The sequence below is a fragment of the Vibrio sp. C8 genome (assembly GCF_054051265.1).
Genome location: NZ_JBPAOE010000049.1, coordinates 41,556 through 61,195, shown reverse-complemented (window position 1 = coordinate 61,195; position 19,640 = coordinate 41,556). Strand labels below are relative to the sequence as shown.

Below are 19,640 nucleotides of genomic sequence, written 5' to 3'. Positions count from 1 at the left end.
TTATGCCCTACATGGACTTTATGTGCACATGCTAACCTTTTCTTGAATGAACATTCAAGTTATTTTTTGAATGATCGTTCAAGTATCTTGTGAAAGGGTATTCAAACCAGTACACTAAGTGGGTCTTAAAGCTGAAGAGCAAAGTGTAATGAGAAGTGCAGAATTTGACCGTGAGTATGTTTTACGCTCAGCGATGAATGAGTTCATCGCCAAAGGTTATAACAAAACCAGTATGCAGGATTTGAAACGAGCAACGGGCTTACATCCGGGGTCAATCTACTGTGCTTTCGAAAATAAACGTGGTTTGTTGCTTGCGTCTCTTAATCATTATGCAGAAACCAAATCTAAGTCGTTTGAAGAGTTCTTTGTTGATAGTGATTCCATCCTGCACGGCTTTGAAAAATATCTGAATGACATTATTGAGTTTAAAGAGTGCCACGAAAACAAAGGCTGCTTGCTTCAGAAGTCGCTGAGTGAACTTGAGCAGCAAGATGAAGAAGTAGAAGCAATCATCTGCGGCATGCTGAATCAATGGAAAGTTAATATCAGAGAAAAAATTGAGATAGCTAAGATTCATGGTGAACTGCCATCGGATACAGATTGCGAGTTGCTTGGTGATTTTCTGGTTATGAATATCTATGGTTTAAGATCTTTTGCTACCACTAAGCCGTCAAAAGAATGTTTAGAGAAGTTGGTTAAGAAAATCGTGCAAAGTTTAAAGATTCATTAGTCTCAAATAATCCCGCTGTATTAAAAACCATCCGACAGTTATCACCATAATTAAAAGTGATAGCTTTTTTGCTTTATCTTCAGTCAGTTATTATTTCAACGTCACATCACCAATAAACCATAATAAAAATAAGGGTTTATTATTGTACGTAGACCTCCTACGTCGTGCTTAACTTTATGTGTGAACAATAGTAACGTGCACGTTCAAGAGGTGATATTACCTTAAGTCAGTGCCTGTTTTATTGAGTTATTAATTATGTTTGACCACTTTTTTGTTGTAGATGTTAGCCCAGATAAGCTTGTGACAGGTACGTACAATGTTTGGCTGGTGGTGGTATCGGTTTTCCTTGCTTCCATGGCTTCATTTTTCGCTTTGCGTTTAGCTTCTACTGCAAGGCATATTCAGCTTGCAAGCCATAGACTGATAGCTTTGCTGTCAGGTTCGTTTGTTATGGCTGGTGGCATTTGGAGTATGCATTTCGTCGGTATGCTAGCTTTTGCTATGCCTCATACAATGGAATATGACCACCATATTACCGCGTTATCTTTCGTGCCTGCTGTATTGGCAAGTTACTTCGTCCTCAAGTCTCTAATTAATGAAACGTATTCTCTGAAAGTTACATTAAGAAATGGGTTTATTGTGGGGGCGGGAATCGGCGCGATGCACTATATCGGTATGGAAGCGATGATTATGGATCTCGATCTTCGCTACGATCCATACTGGTTTGCTTTGTCTATTGTTGTATCTGTCGGATTGGCGACAATCGCTTTGACAGCTCGATCAAGACTCCGTAATGGATTTCCTGCTTTAAGTTCAATACACGTTAAATTAATTAGCGCTGCAATTATGGGCAGTGCAATTTCTGGCATGCATTATACCGGTATGGAAGCGGCTCGATTTATTGAAGAGATGGAGTGTGTTACCCCTGCATTTACCGAACAAGACAACACACAATTGGCCATCATTGTTTCAATCTTTACGCTGCTTATTTCTACTTTAGCGGTTAACGTCAGTTCTCAGCTTCGATACCGTCAGTTATTGAGAGAGAAAACTGCGAGTGAAGCGAGACTTCAGGCTATTCTCGATACAGCAGCTGATGGTGTTATTACAATAGATGCGAATGGTATTGTACGTGGTATCAATGGTGCAGCTTGCACAATATTTGGTTGGTTAGAGCATGAAGTCATTGGACGTAATGTATCTATGTTAATGCCATCCAACCATCAAGTTCATCATGACTCCTACTTAAAAAACTACCTCCATATAGATAACGCAAAAATAATCGGCTCGCCAAGAGAATTATACGCTCTCCATCGTTCTGGTGATTTAATTCCTATCCGTTTGGCTGTAGGGCGTGTCGATCTGGACAATGGTGAAACTCTGTTTGTTGGCTTCGTATCAGATATTTCAGAACGCAAAGCAATGGAAGAAAAGCTCAGAGAGAGCGAACAGCGTTTAAGTTCACTTATGCAAAATATTCCGGGAGCATCGTTTCGACGTTTGCTCGATCATAATTGGACACCTGTATTTCTTAGTGAAGGCATTGTGGAGCTCACTGGTTACAGTGCGGATGAGTTTTTATCAGGCAGTGTTGCATTTGCGAACTGCATTTTCGAAGGTAAAGACAGTGATTTATGCGCCAATATGCGCGCGAACATTGATGAACGTGATACTTACGAAATTGAATACCGCATTCATCATAAGAATGGCAATACCGTCTGGGTGTTAGAAAACGGCATGGTTGTTCGGGATGAGGAAAACAAAGCTGTGTGGGCTGACGGTGTCATGGTTGATATATCAAGTCGTAAACAGATAGAGAAAGAGTTAGTTGATGCAAAACAACGTGCTGAGCATGCGGCGGAGAGCAAAGCTGCGTTTTTGGCTAATATGAGCCATGAAATTCGTACTCCAATGAACGCCATCATCGGCTTTACCGATATTCTTCTGGATTCAGATATCAAAGGAGAAGAGCGCAAACACCTACAAACCATTTCGCAATCATCTCGCTCGTTACTGCACCTGATTAACGATATTCTCGATAGTGCCAAATTAGAGAAAAACAAGCTAGAAATTGAACGGGTGCCTTTTAAGCTTGCTGCCTGTGTCGATACCGTTATTTCTACCCTATGGCTAACGGCAAAAAATAAGGGAATAGAACTTAATCTCAATATGGCAGATGATTTGCCCCAAGTGGTCGTTGGTGCCGAAGACCGTATTCGCCAAGTGTTAATGAACCTTCTCGGCAATGGCATCAAATTTACTGAAAGTGGTGGTGTATCCCTAACGGTCTCTACGGTCGAACACAAAGCTGATTGGATTCGTTTTAGTGTGGTTGATACAGGTATAGGGATCGATCCTTCTCATCTCAAATCCATATTTGAACCATTCACGCAGGCTGATGCATCAATGAGCCGGCGCTTTGGAGGAACAGGGTTGGGGACCACAATTTCCCAACAACTGGTTGAGTTAATGGGTGGCACGATTGAGGCTTCCAGCGAATTGGGGAAAGGGAGTTGTTTTAGCATTGAGTTACCGTTGGAAAAAAGTGAAGCTGAAACCATAACGAGCTTTTCTCATGTCGTCGCGTTACCGACACTGAAAGTGTTGGTGTGTGATGATATAGAGCAAAACATTAACTTGCTGAGAATTCTTCTCGAACGTCAAAATCACATAGTATTCACCGCTCAAGATGGGCATGAAGCTGTTGCTCAATTTAAAGCCGTGCATCCAGATATCATCTTAATGGATATTCAAATGCCTAACTTAGATGGCTTGGGTGCAAGCAAACATATTCGTGAGTGGGAAAAGCAGCACAACTTGGTAGGTACACCAATCATTGCTTTAACCGCCAGTGTCCTTGCTGAAGATCGAGTGGAAGCTCGTGAATCTGGTATGGAGGGGTTTGCAAACAAACCTGTAGATTTTGCTCTTCTAACCCAAGAAATGGCACGAGTACTGCGTTTTGAAGCAAAATTTCAGGACGAACACGACGCTACTTCAATAACAGATATTACCTTTGGTAATTATAAAGTTGTTAGCTTGAGTAAAGCGTTGAAACTTTGGGGAGATGAACACTTATATCTGGCAGAGCTTATTCGTTTAACTAATAAACATGAAATGTTAAATAGCGCGCTCAAACAGTTAGTCGCTGAACAAAATTGGTCTGCACTGGGTGAACAAGCTCATGCGCTGAAAGGTTTAACAGGTAATCTGGCTCTTATTTCTCTTTCCCATGCATTTGCTGACCTAGAGAGAGCTGTTGATTCTCATATGCTTGCGCAAGCCCAATCAGCAGTCGTGCAAATTGAAAAAATCTGGAAAGATTTGATTCACGATATAGAGCAATTGCAAAGCATCTATCCAAAGGCAGAGGTAGCTGAGTCAGAATTAGTATTAGATAAAACAAATTTACAGGATCTACTTGAAGATTGGCTAGCTGCAACCAAATCCGGTGAACTGCGAGATGAGATTGTGGCTAAACTTAAGCAAGGATCGCCAGATGTAATCAAGAAAGATATTAATGATGCAGCCAATGCTATTGAAGAATTTGACTTTGCCTCCGCAGAAAAAGTCATTAAAAACGCAATAGAAGCGTTACAGCAAGAAGGATAATTCATGACTTTGTTTGCCAAACAATTACCTCGAGTTCTTGTTGTTGATGACGAACCCGCCAACCTCAAAGTGATTCGCCAAGTGCTGCAAGAGGATTACCGACTGACATTCGCTCGTTCTGGTCAAGAAGCGCTAGCGCGTTTAGAACAAGAGAGCGTCGATTTAATTCTTCTGGATGTCATGATGCCCGAAATGACAGGGTTTGAGCTATGTAAGTTGCTTAAAGATAATCCAAGTACAGCCTGTATTCCTGTGATATTTGTGACTGCACTTCGAGACTCAATCGATGAAGAGAAAGGTTTTGCTCTCGGCGGCGTTGACTATATCGTTAAACCGATTATTCCTGCGATTGTTCGGGCTCGGGTAAAAACACATTTGTCTTTAGTTAAAATTGAAGTCTTGCGTGAAACTCAAATTGACTTAATTCAAAGGCTAGGGCGCGCAGCAGAATACAAAGATAACGAAACAGGTATGCATGTTCAGCGCATGAGTCACTACACCAAAATTCTTGCTATGGCAGCGGGGATGGCAGAAGAACAAGCCGAAGAGTTACGAATGGCGACCACTATGCATGATATTGGCAAGATAGGTATTCCCGATAACATTTTACTCAAGCCGGGCAAACTTGACGAACTAGAGTTTGTCGAAATGAAAAAGCATGTACAAATCGGCGGAAATATTCTCTCTAATCCGCGTTCCTCGTTGATTTCGTTGGCCTATATTGTTGCTACCTCTCACCATGAAAAATGGGATGGTTCAGGGTATCCCAATGGCTTAGTTGGTGAAGCCATTCCTGTCGAAGGACGGATAGCGGCAATTGCGGATGTATTTGATGCGTTAACCAGTGAGCGACCGTATAAAAAAGCATGGTCCATAGATGATGCGTTTGAGTTCTTGAAATGTCAGTCCGAGAAACACTTTGATCCACAGCTGGTAACGCTTTTTGTAGAACAGCTTCCCGCTATTTTAGAAGTGAAAGACAAATTCAATGATCATTAAATATTTGATCCTTAAACCTATTAGTTTCTACCACTAAAAGTAAGCTGAATCACCTAGGTGAGAGATAGTTCTGATTAATCGTAAAATCAATTTAGTAACTTACGTGCTTTGATTTCTTTTTGAAGCAAAGGTCTCTTATGGATAATTCCCACATAATGCATAGTCAGAAGGTCTACTTCTGTGATGATGAAGAGCTTGCTAAGGCGCAAATGCAGTGCCTTGAAGTTCTTTACGATTTCAACCAGACACGTCCGAGTGAAGTTGAAAAGCGTAAAGCCATCATGGAGAAGTTGTTTGCCGAAGTTGGCGAAGGTTGCTACATCGAACCTCCTTTGCGTGCCAATTGGGGGGTTCATACTCATTTGGGTAAAAATGTATACGCCAATTTCAATCTAACGCTGGTGGACGATACTCATATCTATATTGGTGACTATGTGATGATTGGCCCAAATGTCACCATTGCGACGGCAGGTCACCCAGTTGACCCAGAAATGCGAAGAAAAGTTGCACAATTTAATATCCCAGTAATTATTGGAGACAATGTCTGGATTGGTGCGAACTCTGTTGTATTACCGGGTATCACTATTGGTGAAAACAGCGTGATTGGTGCGGGCAGTGTCGTCACAAAAGATATTCCCGCCAATGTTATCGCGGTGGGCAACCCATGCAAAGTGCTGCGCGAGATTGGCGAGCGCGATAAAGAATTCTATTTCAAAAACAAGAAATTCGATTAGTCGATTTTTGAGTGTGAAAGCTATTGTAAAAGCCGCTGCTGATCAGCGGCTTTTTCTTTGAAGAGTTGTTTTGTAAACGTATTTACTCACTGAGTTCATTTGATCCGCGACATTTTGAAGCCACGATAATTGAATTCCTCAAACTGAAGTTTTTGTCCGTTGTTTACAAATAAGAACTCCATCTCACGATTTTTGTTTTTTACTGTGATGCGATGGAGCATTCCTTTGTCCGTTTGAGTCGTGGAATAGGATTCGACTTCAATATCTTTAACCTTCTCTTTAAGTACATATTGATATGACTTCTTCAGCGCTCCGTGCGCTAAATCAAGCGTTACTTGGTTTAGCAATGGAATAAATGGATAAGCATTTTTATCCAACTCAGATACCTTTGCTTTGCTGTCTTGGTCGGTTATCTCAAGGGAACTAAAATTGTAGGTATATGCCTCTCTGTCCGAACCTATTCGCTCAGAGTAATTGGACGAAAGAGGAACAATTTGGCCATCAAGTTCTTGATATGAACCCAGTTCAATCACATTCGCTTTGATAAATAAAAAAGCACCATAAGCACGCGACTTATAAAAACAGGTGCTATCTTTACAAGTAGATGACATGACTACCTGACCTAAGTTAACAGGGCCAATATCAACAGAAAATTCGCCATTTACACCCTCAACAGCTTGCGCGCGGCTAGTGAGAGTAACAAAGGAAAGCAGTAATAAAATAGATAAATGTTTAGTTATCATAAGACCCACATTTAAAGGCTGGCTAAGCTACAACCATATTTATAAATCTATACGAATTAATGAAATTGTCCTAACTGATACAAAAAATAATAAGGACTTATGTTGCATATAAATATTTGTAAACGTACAGGTATTAGGCATCAAAATTCAGAGATTGTTCAGGTTTTTTGGGGAAGAAAAATTTGCAAAGCAATAGTTCGACACGCTTATATTGCCATACTTGCAGCTCTGCCATTTTGTGCGCTAGCAATACCAACTGGAGCCGTTCCAGATACCACTGATTTCGAGCGATCGAACTCAGACTTGCGTTATTCAGTACCGCTTACTGAAGAAGAGTTCTCGTGGGTTGATGAAACTAACGAGTTCCTGTCTGAATTGGTACTGGATTTTAGTGAGTTCATCGATCATGGCCTCGCTAAGGCAGAGGATGAAGAACCTTTCCCGAACAAAAGTTATATCAAGATTATTTCGGCCGGAAAGTACTCATATCGTGGAGATTTGGATACCGATGAGAGTATTGCGGTTCGTATCGATTTACCTCATACCGAACATAACTGGAAAATTATATTTGAAACTGACCCTGATGATTATGATGATTTAGAGAGTAAACAGCGTGGTCTGAATACGTCCAGTCCTGATTCTAAAGGCGCGTTTGGTGGTATTCGTCTTCAAGATGAGCAAATCAGTCACTGGAGAACCAGTTTTGACATCGGCATAAAGATAAGACTGCCTTTAGATCCATTTGCTAGGACAGAAATTTACAGGGTGGCACAGTTTTCTGAATTCTGGACAACCAAGGTGAGTCAAGAATTTTTCTACTTTAATTCCAAAGGGTTGGGTTCATTCAGTGCTCTGAATTTTTACTACGATGTGGATAAAGCTGCGGGGCAGATTTTCACGATCGGGACTAGCGCTCAATATCTTTACGATGATGACAAATGGGAAGTTCTTCATCAAGCTCAATACTTTGATCGTCTTAATGAAAAGCAACTTTTGCAGTATTCATTAGGTATCAGCATTTTGCCTTACGATGAAGATGAAGTGAGCAATATTTGGTTATCAGCCTCATGGATACAAAAGCTCTACAAGAATTGGCTATTTTTGACCGTAACGCCTCAATTAGAAGTGCCCCGAGAATATGATTACAAACTTAACCCAGGTATTTTTGTTGAGTTTGAAGCTTTCTTTTCAAAAAATCGTAAAGTTGACCGACTGAATCGTTTCATTCCTGAACCGACAAGGAATCTTGATTAGTTGTTCCCAAATGATCAAATCGAAGATCATTTTAAACAGTATGTCTGGTATTTGAGGCTGCTAAAAATATGGTAATGCCCACTCAATAAGTGGGCACCAATTTGGGGTGGTATTTATCCAGTCTATGCGCAATAAGCGATAGCGATAGCGGATGCCAGTCTTGCATTGTTAAGCACAAGTTGAATATTGCTGTTTAAGCTGTCTCCACCAGTGAGTTCACATACACGTGCGAGTAGGAAAGGTGTTGATGCTTTGCCTTGAATACCTTGCTCGTCAGCTTCGCGCAATGCTTGTTCGATTGCACTATCAATCACATCCTTAGGCATTGCAAATTCAGTAGGAATTGGATTGGTAATGACGGCTCCGCCTTTTAAACCCAATTTCTGCTTGGCTTTTAGTACAGAAGCAATATCGCTCGCTGAATCTAATCGGTAGTCAACTTTGAAGTCACTTGATTGAGTATAAAACGCAGGCAAACTTTCAGTTTGATATCCAATCACAGGTACGCCATGAGTTTCTAAGTACTCTAGAGTCAGACCAAGATCGAGTATCGATTTAGCGCCAGCACAAATAACGGCTACATTGGTTTGAGCAAGTTCTTGAAGATCAGCGGATACATCAAAGGTGGTTTCTGCGCCACGATGCACGCCACCGATACCGCCAGTAGCAAATACACGAACGCCAGCCATATCCGCTAAGATCATGGTCGCGGCCACCGTTGTTGCTCCGTGTTTTCCTGCTGCTACAATAAATGGGATATCTCGACGGCTTACCTTAGCCACGCTTTGACCCGCTTTACCCAGCAGTTCAATTTCTTCCGGAGTTAAACCGACCTTAAGACGACCGTTGATGATTGCGATTGTCGCTGGTGTTGCACCAGCTTCTCGTACGGTATTCGAAACCTTTAATGCAGTTTCTACGTTTTGTGGGTAAGGCATACCATGAGAAATGATGGTTGATTCTAGGGCAACCACAGGCTGATTATTGTCTAATGCAGCGCGTACTTCAGGGTGGATATCAAGAAAATCATTCAGCATGGTTCATCTCCATTAAACGTTGGACTGCGCGGTCTGACATGCGCGGGTTGATAGTGTCATAAGATTGCGTTGCAAGTTCAGCGCAACTAAAAGCAAATTCAATACTCTTTTTCCAAGACCACATCTCTAAAGTGGCGTGTGCTAGCCCAGCCATTAATGCATCGCCAGCACCTGTAACGTTAGTTACGCTGGTGGTTCTTGGTTTGAGTCTAAGGCTCTCTTTTTGGTTGCTAGCAAAGATGCCTTTTGAACCAAGGCTGAGAACCACTTCTTTTACACCAAGATGATGTAGCGCATCGCAAATTCGAGGGAAATCATCTTCAGAAGTCACTTGGATACCGGAAAGAAGCTCGGCCTCAATAAGATTGGGTTTTAATAAATCGATTTGAGATAAATAGGGTTTAAGTTTTAACGCTTTGTTTGCAGAAACAGGATCGACATAGATAAGTGTATTGTCGATACAGTTAAACAGGTACGAGAGCGCGTCTTCACTCAGGTTGGCATCGATTACAACTAAATCACTGTGTGAGATAAGAGACTTATGCTTGGTCAGTTGTTCAGCATTGAGTTGCTCTAATACTTTCATGTCATTCAGTGCAATTTGCATTTCACCTTCATTGTCATGAATAGAGAGATAGGTCGCCGTTCTACCTTGTTGGCAGCGTAGAAGGTGGCTAACACCAACCCCTGCATCTATGCAGGCAGAGACTAGTTGCTCTCCCCACTGGTCGTTGCCAATGCTGCTGATCAATTCGACTTTACTACCAAGTCGAGCTAGGTTGTCCGCAATGTTACGAGCAACACCTCCAGGGCTGTAGTGAAGTGTGCCCGGATTAGAATCACCATTGAGCAAAGGTACAGAAGCTTTGCCACAAAGATCCATATTGGCACCGCCAATAACAATCGCAGTTTTTTGCGAGGCGAGAATATAACCTTTGCCTTTAATTAGTCCTTTATTGGTTAAGTTCATGATGTGTCCGGCAATCGCACTGCGACTGATCATCAGTTGATCCGCCAGTTCCTGTTGTTGAATCATTGGGTTCTCGCGCAATATGGCGAGTATCTGCTGCTCTCTAGGTGTCACAAACATATGTCCGTCTATCAAACATATGTTCATATTATCGGCTTGTTGTTATTGGTGTTGTGGAATATGTACTTGTTTCATAAATAGAACAATATTTCACCCATTGCAGTTTAATGTGTGACCAGTGCGACTTGGCAAGGATGTGTGAGGAAAACGTTGGCTTGATAATGAGTTGGGTAGTTGAGCCGTTGAGCCGTTGAGCCAATATACACAAGCAAAGTGCTAGTAATCGGAGAAGGTAAACAAAGTTGTGTTTGGAGATGAGTGACGGGATAATTGGCGCAATGTGTTTTAAAGGTGTTGGTTGTGGTTTTGAAAACCTTGAGTGCTGAGCGCGAAAAAATAACGATCTTTTTTCCTTCTTTAGTTCGACGTATCGGCGGCGAAAAAGCGAAAGAGTTAAAAGCAATTGCGTCTAAGCACAAATGTGAGCTTAAAAGAATCCGACGTTCCAGGAACTGGCAGATATCAGGTTTTTTCGAGCAACTATCTGAATACAACCAACAGCTTAAAGTCGCTGGCATAGTTACAGATACGCCATTCATCGTTGAAAAAATCAGTGAGGCTCTGAAACCTTATGAGCAAGCTTCTCTTCCTGAACGGTTAGCCGCTCTGATTTCAAAAAATGAAAATATTACTCTGGCAGAATTGATGGACAAAACGGGCTGTACTATTGCACAAGCCCGTTTAGCACGAGATGAAAATGAGCTTTAAGACTGTATGGCTCTCTTCTTGCCCTTTACTTGCTAGTTATCGTTAGTCGAGTTCTTTTAATAATTCTTTTAGCACCACTAGGACGCCACTGTCGTCGTTGCTCGGTGCGCTGAAGCGAGCAAAAGATTTAACCTCTTCATGGGCGTTTTCTACAGCATAAGAGTGGTAGCTGGCTTGTAGCATCTCCACATCATTAAAGTAGTCACCGAAGCTCATGGTTTCTTGGGAAGTAAAGCCAAGTTGATTTTGCAGATAGGCAATGGCGTCGCCCTTGGAAGCGGCAGGGTTCATTACATCTAGCCAGATTTTTGCACTGACCACGACCTTTTGAGTATCACTGAAAGCAGGGTTAATCACAGGGAAAACATGTTTTTCTGAACCTTCAAAGTGACAAATTGCAACTTTCAAGAAATCGTCTTTGATAGTCGTTAAATCTTCAACGATTTCACAGCGGTGGTAGTATTTCTGCACTTCCTCTCGAGCACGTTGATCTTCCGTTTCTATGTAGGCCGAACGTTTACCACAAAGAACAATATGTGCGCCGTCAATCGAGCGTGCAGCTGCAATCAAATCATTAATGACTACTGAGTCTAAAGGCAGACTGTAAAGCTCTTGGCCTTTATGCATCACCAAGGTGCCGTTCTCAGCAATAAACATGATCTGGTCTTTCACATCTGAAAAGGTATCCAGCAAGCTGTAGTACTGACGGCCTGAAGCCGCGGCAAATATGATATTTTTCTCGACGAGTTTTGGGTGAAGCGTAAAAAATTCAGGGTCAAGCTGTCCGCGGCTGTTGAGAAGTGTTCCGTCCATATCGGTTGCAATAAATTTTATGTTACGTTGTGACATATATTGAATTCTCTTGTTTGAATGCGTTTGGCTACGGAAATTAAGACGTTAATCCTGTTAAGACTGCGTACGATACAACGTATCGAAACAAATGATAAGTGCAGAATAAACCAGTTACTTAGAATTCTGCCTGAACTCGTTGAGTGCATAGTTACTACAAACGCCACTCAATGTGCCAATGCAGGATAAGTAAAGAAAACAAGATGAGCAAAGTTAAATGCAAAGTGGGCAAGTACTGAGCACCAAAGTCGTCCGGTGAAATGGAATATCAGTCCATATCCTAAACCTGCGAACGTCGCGAACAGCGGAAGTAACATTCCACCACCAATATGAGCCAACCCAAACAACACGCTGGCGGTAACCAGACCGATCCACCAAGCGTAGCGGCGAGAAAGAGACTGTTGAATTAACCCGCGAAATAACGCTTCTTCCGCGACACAGGTAATCATCAAGTTGTTGAGTGCAAAAAGCCACCACCAGTCAGGAAGGCTAAGTTCTACTTTTAAGGCTTCAGTTAAAGAGGCTAAAGGGAGCAAGCTTACTAGCAAAACTGGAGCTAGCAAGATACCTTTGAAATGAAGGTTCTGTTTATTACCCACAAGCTGCGGATAAGCTAACAGCAGGACGAAAAACGCAATTGGTTTGTCCAAATTTAAGTACATCGTAAATGGCAGACTTTGCGGACCCGCATAGACATGATCCAAAACCAGTAAATTGTTAAATCCGGGTAGGCGATGCAAGAATAGAAGGCCACAAGTCAGGAGAACAATTGTCCAACAAAGGTAGATAAGCAGCTTACTGTGCTTTTGATTCACTAAAGTAGGAATGCAATAAGCAACCAAAAGTAAAACGGTGGAAATACCTATTGCCAACGGTTCTATACGCTCAAAGATAAGCGCGCATACTAATGCTACCGCCAATAAAACAAAGGTAATGAGTTTATGGCGAGTGAACCCGCTGAAGATTGCTGCAATCAGAGGTAACCATATCCAGATGGCAGGGGTTAAGACCATTAAACATTCCTTATTTATTAGAGAGCTTTGCCGTTGCAAGGCGAGGATAGCACTAAATCAGGGGCTGTTGCTGCTCAATAGTAAACATGCAAAAAACAAATGAGTGATGAAATTTACATGCGCTGAACATTGTGTTTGGTGATCTCGTGTAACCTAGCGCGCGAGATTGGACCTCAATATAGCTTAACCAATTACAGTGTTAGGAAAAGTAAGGATCGTGAATGACTTAGCATTGCAATTCTATATAAAGGTACAGATTTGAAAGGTATTGCCCGAAAATTGAAGAGACGAATTGGAAGATTATTGGTCACATTGATCACTGTGGCTTTCTGTCTGCCTTTGGTGCTGGTTGTTATCTTGAAGTTTGTGAACCCGCCGACTTGGGGCTGGCAGGTATCCCGTACCTTGTTTCCTCCCAAGGGATACCCAGAGCAGATTCATCACCAATGGGTATCGATAGATTCCACATCTCCGTCGTTGTCTTTAGCGATTATGGCATCGGAAGACCAGAGATTTCCCTATCATTGGGGCGTCGATGTTTCGGCATTACTGTCTGTGATCAGTAGCAGTGGAGACCAAGGACCTAAAAGGGGAGCCAGCACAATTACCCAGCAGACAGCAAAGAATATCTTCCTGTTCCCAAGCCATACTTATCTGCGCAAAGCTTACGAACTTTATATCGCGTTGCTGCTCGAGTTAGTCTGGGGCAAAGAACGAATCATGGAAATGTATTTGAACGTTGTTGAGTTTGGACCTGGTATTTATGGCGTTCAGGCGGCAAGTGAGCATTATTTTGGTGTTTCGGCGCATCAGTTAACGCCTTATCAAGCCGCACAATTGGCGGTTGTATTACCAAATCCCTACAGAATTCAGCCTGTACCCATGACTCCTTACGTGCAGCAGCGAGTTCAGTGGGTACTAAAGCAGATGAGAAATTTAGGTTCACTAGCTTTATAGAATAGGCAACTAATTACTTTAGGTTGATACCGTTTTCTGACTCAAGCTCAAATTCAGTTTCACCAATGATTCGTAAGTCACGAAAAAGATTGAATTCACGTTGATACTCGCATAACTATAGGCTAAACATAACGATGTGTTGTTTAACAGGAGTGAACAATGTTTGTCTCAAGCAATTATCACAAAAAGATTGTTGCAGATTTAAAGGATCAATCCGCTTCAACAAGCGCTTTTAGAGATTCCCTCAAAAAAACGGTTCCCTATATCGAATTTACCCCTACAGGGAACGTCTTATATGCCAACGATCTTTTACTGAATTCATTCGGCTATCAACTGGAAGAGGTTCTCAACAAACATCATAGCGTGCTGTGTTTTCCAGAAGATGTGGAAAAGCGGGAGTATAAAGAGCTATGGCAGTCTTTGGCGAAAGGTGAGCCTACCAATGGAACATTTATCCGCAAAGATAAAGCTGGTAATGCGGTATGGCTAGAAGCCACCTATTTCCCGATTATCAAAAATGGCAAAGTGGAATCTGTCGCTAAAGTTGCTTCTGATGTGACGACCGAGCAAGCTGAACTAGAAAGAAACCAAGCCCTGTTGAAGGCGTTGGATAAGTCTCTGGCTGTGATTGATTTTTCACCGGACGGCATTGTGCTGGGAGCGAACAAAAACTTTCTTAATTGCCTTGGATATTCATTGAATGAGGTAGTGGGCAAACACCACCGACAGTTCTGTGATGAAGAGTTCTATCGAGAAAATCCTAATTTCTGGAAAGATCTCACCACAGGAAATATCAAAAGAGGTCTTTTTAAACGCATTGATAAGCATGGGCGAACCATCTGGCTTGAAGCCACTTATAATCCTATTTATAACCATGCCAATCAGGTCGTTAAAATCATTAAGTTGGCGAGTGATATTACTGAACGAGTTGAAAAGGCGATGAAGGTGAAAGAGGCCGCATTAATCGCATGTAATACTGCTCAGGAAACCGTCAATATTTCACAAAAGGGTAAGGAGAGAGTTGAGATTCTACTTTCTAACTCAGAAGATATTAATGGTTCTGTTCAAGGGGTAGGCGCGTTAATTGCGCAACTTAATGAACAAGCACAGAGTGTAAATGCGATCATTTCAACCATTACGGCCATTGCCGAGCAAACCAATTTACTTGCACTTAACGCTGCTATTGAGGCTGCTAGAGCTGGCGATCAAGGGAGAGGTTTTGCCGTAGTCGCTGATGAAGTTCGCAAGTTAGCCGCCCGAACATCTCAATCAACAGCTGAAATTGCTGAAGTGATTACAAAGAACACCACGATCACCCAAAGCATCGACACACACATTCAAGCTGCGCTGGAGAAAACCAACTACGGTGAAACTCAGGCTGTCGAGATCAAAGCGGTTATCGACGAAATTGTAATGGAAGCAAATCTGGTTTCTGAATCAGTTAAAGGATTGTCATTGTAGCCAGAACGAAAGCACTTCTCGGTAATGAATAAGAGATGGCGACTCCATCTCTTTTTTATATTTGGATCGGCTCGCTATAAAAGCAGAGTTTCAATAGTGTCTTTATTGTCCGTCGCGAATGGTATAAAACGGGGAATGAAACGCTTAGTTCGACTGTTATGGTCATATTCGAAACTACCTTCGATAAACTTTTGTATATAACCAATTAAGTTAGTAAAACGTTTTATCTATAACCATTGTTTGCGAGGTAAAACGTTTTACTTGATTCGATTGCTTTGTAAATCAGTTTGTTAGCAAGTCATATTATAGATGAAACATGGTGTTTCCCATGGTAGCTATAAATTTAAGGAATGAATATGACGAAATATTTGCGGGCTTTGGCATCCCCTCTATCTCAGTTATCGCTCATAGGGCGCGCACTGATGTTGCCAATATCATTACTCCCAGCCGCAGGATTATTACTTGCGTTTGGTGATAAGTTTGGCATGCCATTAATGATGCATGCTGGTGGTGTGGTATTTGACAACTTGCCGTTACTTTTTGCTATTGGTTCTGCGGTAGGTTTGGCTTCAGAATCCGGGATCGCTGCACTATCAGCAGCCGTTTCAATTCTGATTATCAACTCAACAATTAGCGCCTTACTTGGCATTACTCCGGAAATGGCAAGTGCAGGTGGTAAATACGCATTAGTGCTTGGTATTCCTTCGCTACAAATGGGCGTATTTGGAGGCCTGATTTCAGGTATCTTAGCGGCCTACTGCTATAAGCGTTATCACGACATTCGATTGCCTGAATTTTTAGGCTTTTTTTCTGGCAAACGATTCGTAGCCATTTCATGTGCGTTTTACTCTTTTCTATTAGGTTTAGTTTTACCCTACGTTTGGCAATACGTTCAGAATGGCATTGATGCTTTATCAACCGTGGTTAATGGCGACAACCAAATGCTATCAACCTTCATATTTGGACTGACAGAAAGGGCACTGATTCCATTGGGTTTACACCATGTATGGTATCCATCATTCTGGTTCACTTTTGGTGAGTATGTGACACCAACAGGCGCTGTTATTAATGGTGACCAAACTATCTGGTTTAAGATGCTGACAGACGGTGTGAAATCATTCAGCTCTGATACGTACAACGATGCAGGCAAGTTTATGCAAGGGGAATTCCCTCTGATGCTTTTTGCATTACCTGCCGCATGTTTGGCGATGTATCACGAAGCACACACGAAGAACAAAAAAATAGCAGCGGGTATTTTGTTTTCGGCAGCGTTGACCTGTTTCATCACTGGAATTACGGAGCCTGTTGAGTTTACCTTTATATTTGTTGCGCCAATTTTGTATGTGTTTAATGCCGTAATGGCGGGTTTGTCATACATGACCATGTATGCGCTTGATGCACATATCGCCAAGTCATTCTCGGCTGGGCTGATAGACTATATTTCTTTTGGCATCATGCCTTCACTAAATGGTTTTGAAACCAATTGGGTCAAAGTAATCTTCATTGGTATCCCTATGGCGATGATCTATTACGGAGTCTTCCGAGTAGTGATCCGTAAGCTAGATGTAAAAACGCCGGGTAGAACGGATGTTTCTAACAATCTGGATGAAATTACTGATGAAGAACTCACGACACAAATTTTGTTAGCCATTGGTGGAATGGACAATATTGCAAGCTCAACCGCGTGTATTACGCGCCTACGTTTGCAAGTGAAAGATAAGGATAAAGTGAATCGCGATGCGTTGAGCGACTTGGGCGCGAAAGGCGTGGTTTATGTTGGCGATACGGGTATTCAAATCATATTTGGTGCACGAGCACAGTTCCTTTCTGACCAAATAGAGTCACTGCAACAGCAAATGGCATAGTGACACGGTAACATAATGCAAAGCGATGGGTTATCCTATCGCTTTTTCTATGCGGAGTTCCGATGAATGAACTTAGCTGGCAGTAGCATGCTTTTATGATCGGAATCGGAAGGGTTGCGAATACTGTCTAGCAAACGCAGTGCCGCAGATTCCCCAACAGAATAAGGATCTGTGTAGACACAAGTCAAAGAGGGGTGATTAAGCATAAGCTGTTCAGAATCATCAAAGCTGATTAAGGCTAGACGCTCATCAATAAACAGTTCTTTTCCTATCTCTCGACCACTTTTTCGAACACCGTTAACGCAGCTTAGAGCGCTGGAAGCATCGTGACAGAGTATTGCTGTAATTTGAGTTTGCTCTGTAAGTAGCATATTCACGGCTTGAACCAAATCTTCGGAGATGAAATCTCCGTCTAAAATCCATTCTTGTTTCGAAGGTAATCCATATTGGCTTAGCGTGTAACGGTAGCTAGCGATGCGTTCATCTCTGCATGGAGATCCTGTTGTTCCACCAACATAAGCGATACGTCTATGGCCTTGGCGAATCAGGTGCTCTGTCGCCAATTTTGCGCTATGTGTATTGTCTGGAGTGATGTAATCAATATCGCTATCGAGTTTTGCTGAAGATAGACACACTAACGGTATTTGAAAGCTTTCTGGTTTTCGAAGTGATAGCAGATGCTGATCATCGATAGGAGACATAATGATCCCTTCGACCCCTTGCTGATATAGGGTGAGAAGCTTTTGATCATAGACCTCTGCATTTTGGCCGCATTGTGTCAGATAGAGCATGTATCCATTTTGCTCAAGAACGTCGCTAATTCCAGCCACCATACGATAAGTCAAAAAGTCATTTTTGTTGTTGACCATCAAACCAACCGTTTTGGTTGATTGGGTACGTAAGTTTGCTGCAGTCTGATTTCGAACAAACCCCAACTCATCAATGGCTTTTTGAACACGAGCGATTGTCTGGGCTGAAATTCGACCTTTTTGACTCAGTACAAGTGATACGGTGGTAACCGAAACATTGGCGTGTTGAGCAACGTCTGTAATGGTTATCTTTTTATTGCTTTGCGACATAAAAGGTCCAAATCCATGTGGGTGAACGGAGTGTAACAAAAAGGTTCCTATGGGTCACAGTTGGCTATCTAAGTTGTAAAACAGATCGGCAATCTGTTTGATTTTATTGTCGATATCGTCCACTGAAATATTACCAAATCCGAGAACTGCACCTTGCCAGTTGCGCAGCTTGAAACCTGGATGCTCGTAGTAACTTAATGGCCTTATGATAATTCCTTTTTTGAACGCATTTTGTGACAATGTCACCTCATTAACATCTTTTAGCCACTTAAGCGTAACGTGAAGGCCCGCGGCTTGGCTGATAACCTCAGCATCATCACCAAAATGCTGGTTTATGGAGAGAATCATCTGATGATGTTTTTCTTTATAAAGTCTACGCATCTTTCTGATATGGCGCAGAAAATCGCCTGAACTTATGAAATCAGCAAGGGCGGCTTGGATGTGTGCAGGGGAGTCTCCGGTCAATGCATCTTTTATTGCTAAGCATTTCTCAACCAAAGCGGAAGGAACGATGAGATAGCCCATTCTCAAACTGTTGAACATAGTTTTGCTCAACGACCCGATATAGATAACTCGCGAATCGTGGCCGATTTCAGACGATAGACCTTGCAGACTGGTGTAAGGACGATGTGCGAACTGAAACTCACTGTCATAGTCGTCTTCAATAATCCAGTGATTACCATGAGTTGCCCATTCAATCAGCTTTAAACGTTGCTCCGTATTTAACGTTGTGCCCATTGGGTATTGGTTACTTGGCGTAATGTATATAGCGCGGGCTTTACTGTTGAGAATATCCTCCAAGTTAAAACCCACATACTCTTCGACATGGACAGGCTCAAACCGGTAGTTTAAAAGCTCAATAATTTTGCGCATTTTGGAATAGCCCGGTTGTTCCATCAATACTGAATCATGGCTCTCCATTACTGCCATCAGAGCTATCATTAACGCTTGTTGTGCGCCCGACGTAATAATGATTTGGCTGGCATCGCAATGTACAGAGCGACTGGTAGCAAGATAATCTCTCAAGGCCATTCTAAGAGCACTATCACCTTGAATACCATTATTGCCAAGTAAGTGTTGGCGGGTGGAGTGTAGCTGAACATACTTGTGCCATTTGGCAATAGGGAACTGATGCAGATCTGGAACACCCGGAGCAAAAGCGCTGTTAATAGAAGGTATGCTTTTGTTGGTCTCGGTTGATTTGACGATGTCTGCACATGGCAAGTAGTGATCAGGCAGTTCAACCATAACGTAGAAGCCAGAACCGGAGCGTGCTTCAATGTATCCTTCTGCTGCGAGCTGTTCATAGGCCGCAGTAACAGTATTTCTGCTGAGTTGAAGTTCTTCGGCAAGCTTACGTGTTGAAGGAAGCCTTCCTCCTTTATGCCAAAGCTGCTTTACTATTTTTTCGCGTATAGCGTGGAACAGGCTTTCCTGTTTCGATGATTTGTCGTTTTGAAGTACTAAATCACCTGAGTCGATGGGTTGCAAAGTGGATCTGTCCTTAAT

General features: G+C 42.2%; 16 protein-coding genes. 9 read left to right on the top strand and 7 right to left on the bottom strand.

From position 1 onward, the window contains the following. The first annotated feature begins 148 nt into the window (after positions 1-148). The 4 genes from ACRQQK_RS16905 (at position 149) to ACRQQK_RS16890 (ending at position 6,075) form a co-directional block, all read left to right on the top strand. A complete protein-coding gene (locus tag ACRQQK_RS16905; protein ID WP_457513327.1) occupies positions 149-730 on the top strand; it encodes a TetR/AcrR family transcriptional regulator in 582 nt (193 codons plus the stop codon). Positions 731-985: 255 nt separating this feature from the next. Continuing rightward, the gene (locus ACRQQK_RS16900; RefSeq protein WP_457513326.1) at positions 986-4,342 is read left to right on the top strand and encodes a PAS domain S-box protein; all 3,357 of its coding nucleotides are present in this window, start codon (positions 986-988) and stop codon (positions 4,340-4,342) included. A gap of 3 nt (positions 4,343-4,345) precedes the next feature. After that, positions 4,346-5,341, top strand: coding sequence for an HD domain-containing phosphohydrolase (locus ACRQQK_RS16895; RefSeq protein WP_457513324.1), 996 nt, complete (start codon positions 4,346-4,348; stop codon positions 5,339-5,341). A gap of 137 nt (positions 5,342-5,478) precedes the next feature. Further along, positions 5,479-6,075: a sugar O-acetyltransferase gene (locus ACRQQK_RS16890; RefSeq protein WP_457513322.1), complete on the top strand. Its 597-nt coding sequence runs from the start codon at positions 5,479-5,481 to the stop codon at positions 6,073-6,075. Between the two features lie 95 nt (positions 6,076-6,170). Here ACRQQK_RS16890 and ACRQQK_RS16885 read toward each other — a convergent pair whose 3' ends face one another. Further along, a complete protein-coding gene (locus ACRQQK_RS16885) occupies positions 6,171-6,818 on the bottom strand; it encodes a hypothetical protein (RefSeq protein WP_457513320.1) in 648 nt (215 codons plus the stop codon). 102 nt (positions 6,819-6,920) lie between these two features. Here ACRQQK_RS16885 and ACRQQK_RS16880 point away from each other — a divergent pair, with 102 nt between their 5' ends. Further along, positions 6,921-8,072, top strand: coding sequence for a hypothetical protein (locus tag ACRQQK_RS16880; RefSeq protein WP_457513318.1), 1,152 nt, complete (start codon positions 6,921-6,923; stop codon positions 8,070-8,072). A 122-nt stretch (positions 8,073-8,194) separates the two neighbouring features. On the opposite strand, the gene ACRQQK_RS16875 is transcribed toward ACRQQK_RS16880, so the two are convergent. Both ACRQQK_RS16875 and ACRQQK_RS16870 read right to left on the bottom strand, forming a co-directional pair. Then, a complete protein-coding gene (locus tag ACRQQK_RS16875) occupies positions 8,195-9,109 on the bottom strand; it encodes a pseudouridine-5'-phosphate glycosidase (protein WP_457513316.1) in 915 nt (304 codons plus the stop codon). Then, positions 9,099-10,199: a PfkB family carbohydrate kinase gene (locus ACRQQK_RS16870; protein ID WP_457513314.1), complete on the bottom strand. Its 1,101-nt coding sequence runs from the start codon at positions 10,197-10,199 to the stop codon at positions 9,099-9,101. The genes ACRQQK_RS16875 and ACRQQK_RS16870 overlap by 11 nt, the downstream gene beginning before the upstream one ends. A gap of 300 nt (positions 10,200-10,499) precedes the next feature. On the opposite strand from ACRQQK_RS16870, the gene ACRQQK_RS16865 reads away from it, so the two are divergent. Then, positions 10,500-10,907 (top strand): ribosome recycling factor family protein, encoded by a 408-nt coding sequence (locus tag ACRQQK_RS16865; RefSeq protein WP_457513312.1) that lies wholly within the window; start codon positions 10,500-10,502, stop codon positions 10,905-10,907. 42 nt (positions 10,908-10,949) lie between these two features. Here ACRQQK_RS16865 and ACRQQK_RS16860 read toward each other — a convergent pair whose 3' ends face one another. Both ACRQQK_RS16860 and ACRQQK_RS16855 read right to left on the bottom strand, forming a co-directional pair. Beyond that, positions 10,950-11,756: a Cof-type HAD-IIB family hydrolase gene (locus ACRQQK_RS16860; protein WP_457513310.1), complete on the bottom strand. Its 807-nt coding sequence runs from the start codon at positions 11,754-11,756 to the stop codon at positions 10,950-10,952. A 167-nt stretch (positions 11,757-11,923) separates the two neighbouring features. Continuing rightward, positions 11,924-12,769, bottom strand: coding sequence for a CPBP family intramembrane glutamic endopeptidase (locus ACRQQK_RS16855; RefSeq protein ID WP_457513308.1), 846 nt, complete (start codon positions 12,767-12,769; stop codon positions 11,924-11,926). A gap of 279 nt (positions 12,770-13,048) precedes the next feature. Here ACRQQK_RS16855 and mtgA point away from each other — a divergent pair, with 279 nt between their 5' ends. The 3 genes from mtgA (at position 13,049) to ACRQQK_RS16840 (ending at position 17,052) form a co-directional block, all read left to right on the top strand. After that, positions 13,049-13,726, top strand: a complete 678-nt coding sequence (gene mtgA / locus ACRQQK_RS16850; protein WP_457513566.1) for a monofunctional biosynthetic peptidoglycan transglycosylase — start codon at positions 13,049-13,051, stop codon at positions 13,724-13,726. A gap of 159 nt (positions 13,727-13,885) precedes the next feature. After that, complete coding sequence (locus ACRQQK_RS16845) at positions 13,886-15,187, top strand: methyl-accepting chemotaxis protein (RefSeq protein WP_457513306.1); 1,302 nt, start codon at positions 13,886-13,888, stop codon at positions 15,185-15,187. Between the two features lie 356 nt (positions 15,188-15,543). Continuing rightward, positions 15,544-17,052: a PTS transporter subunit EIIC gene (locus ACRQQK_RS16840; RefSeq protein WP_457513304.1), complete on the top strand. Its 1,509-nt coding sequence runs from the start codon at positions 15,544-15,546 to the stop codon at positions 17,050-17,052. 47 nt (positions 17,053-17,099) lie between these two features. Here ACRQQK_RS16840 and malI read toward each other — a convergent pair whose 3' ends face one another. After that, positions 17,100-18,131 carry a Mal regulon transcriptional regulator MalI gene (malI, locus tag ACRQQK_RS16835; protein ID WP_457513302.1) on the bottom strand — a complete coding sequence of 344 codons (1,032 nt, stop codon included), beginning with the start codon at positions 18,129-18,131 and terminating at the stop codon, positions 17,100-17,102. Between the two features lie 54 nt (positions 18,132-18,185). Beyond that, positions 18,186-19,622 carry a MocR-like pyridoxine biosynthesis transcription factor PdxR gene (gene pdxR / locus ACRQQK_RS16830; RefSeq protein ID WP_457513300.1) on the bottom strand — a complete coding sequence of 479 codons (1,437 nt, stop codon included), beginning with the start codon at positions 19,620-19,622 and terminating at the stop codon, positions 18,186-18,188. Between the last annotated feature and the right edge of the window lie 18 nt (positions 19,623-19,640).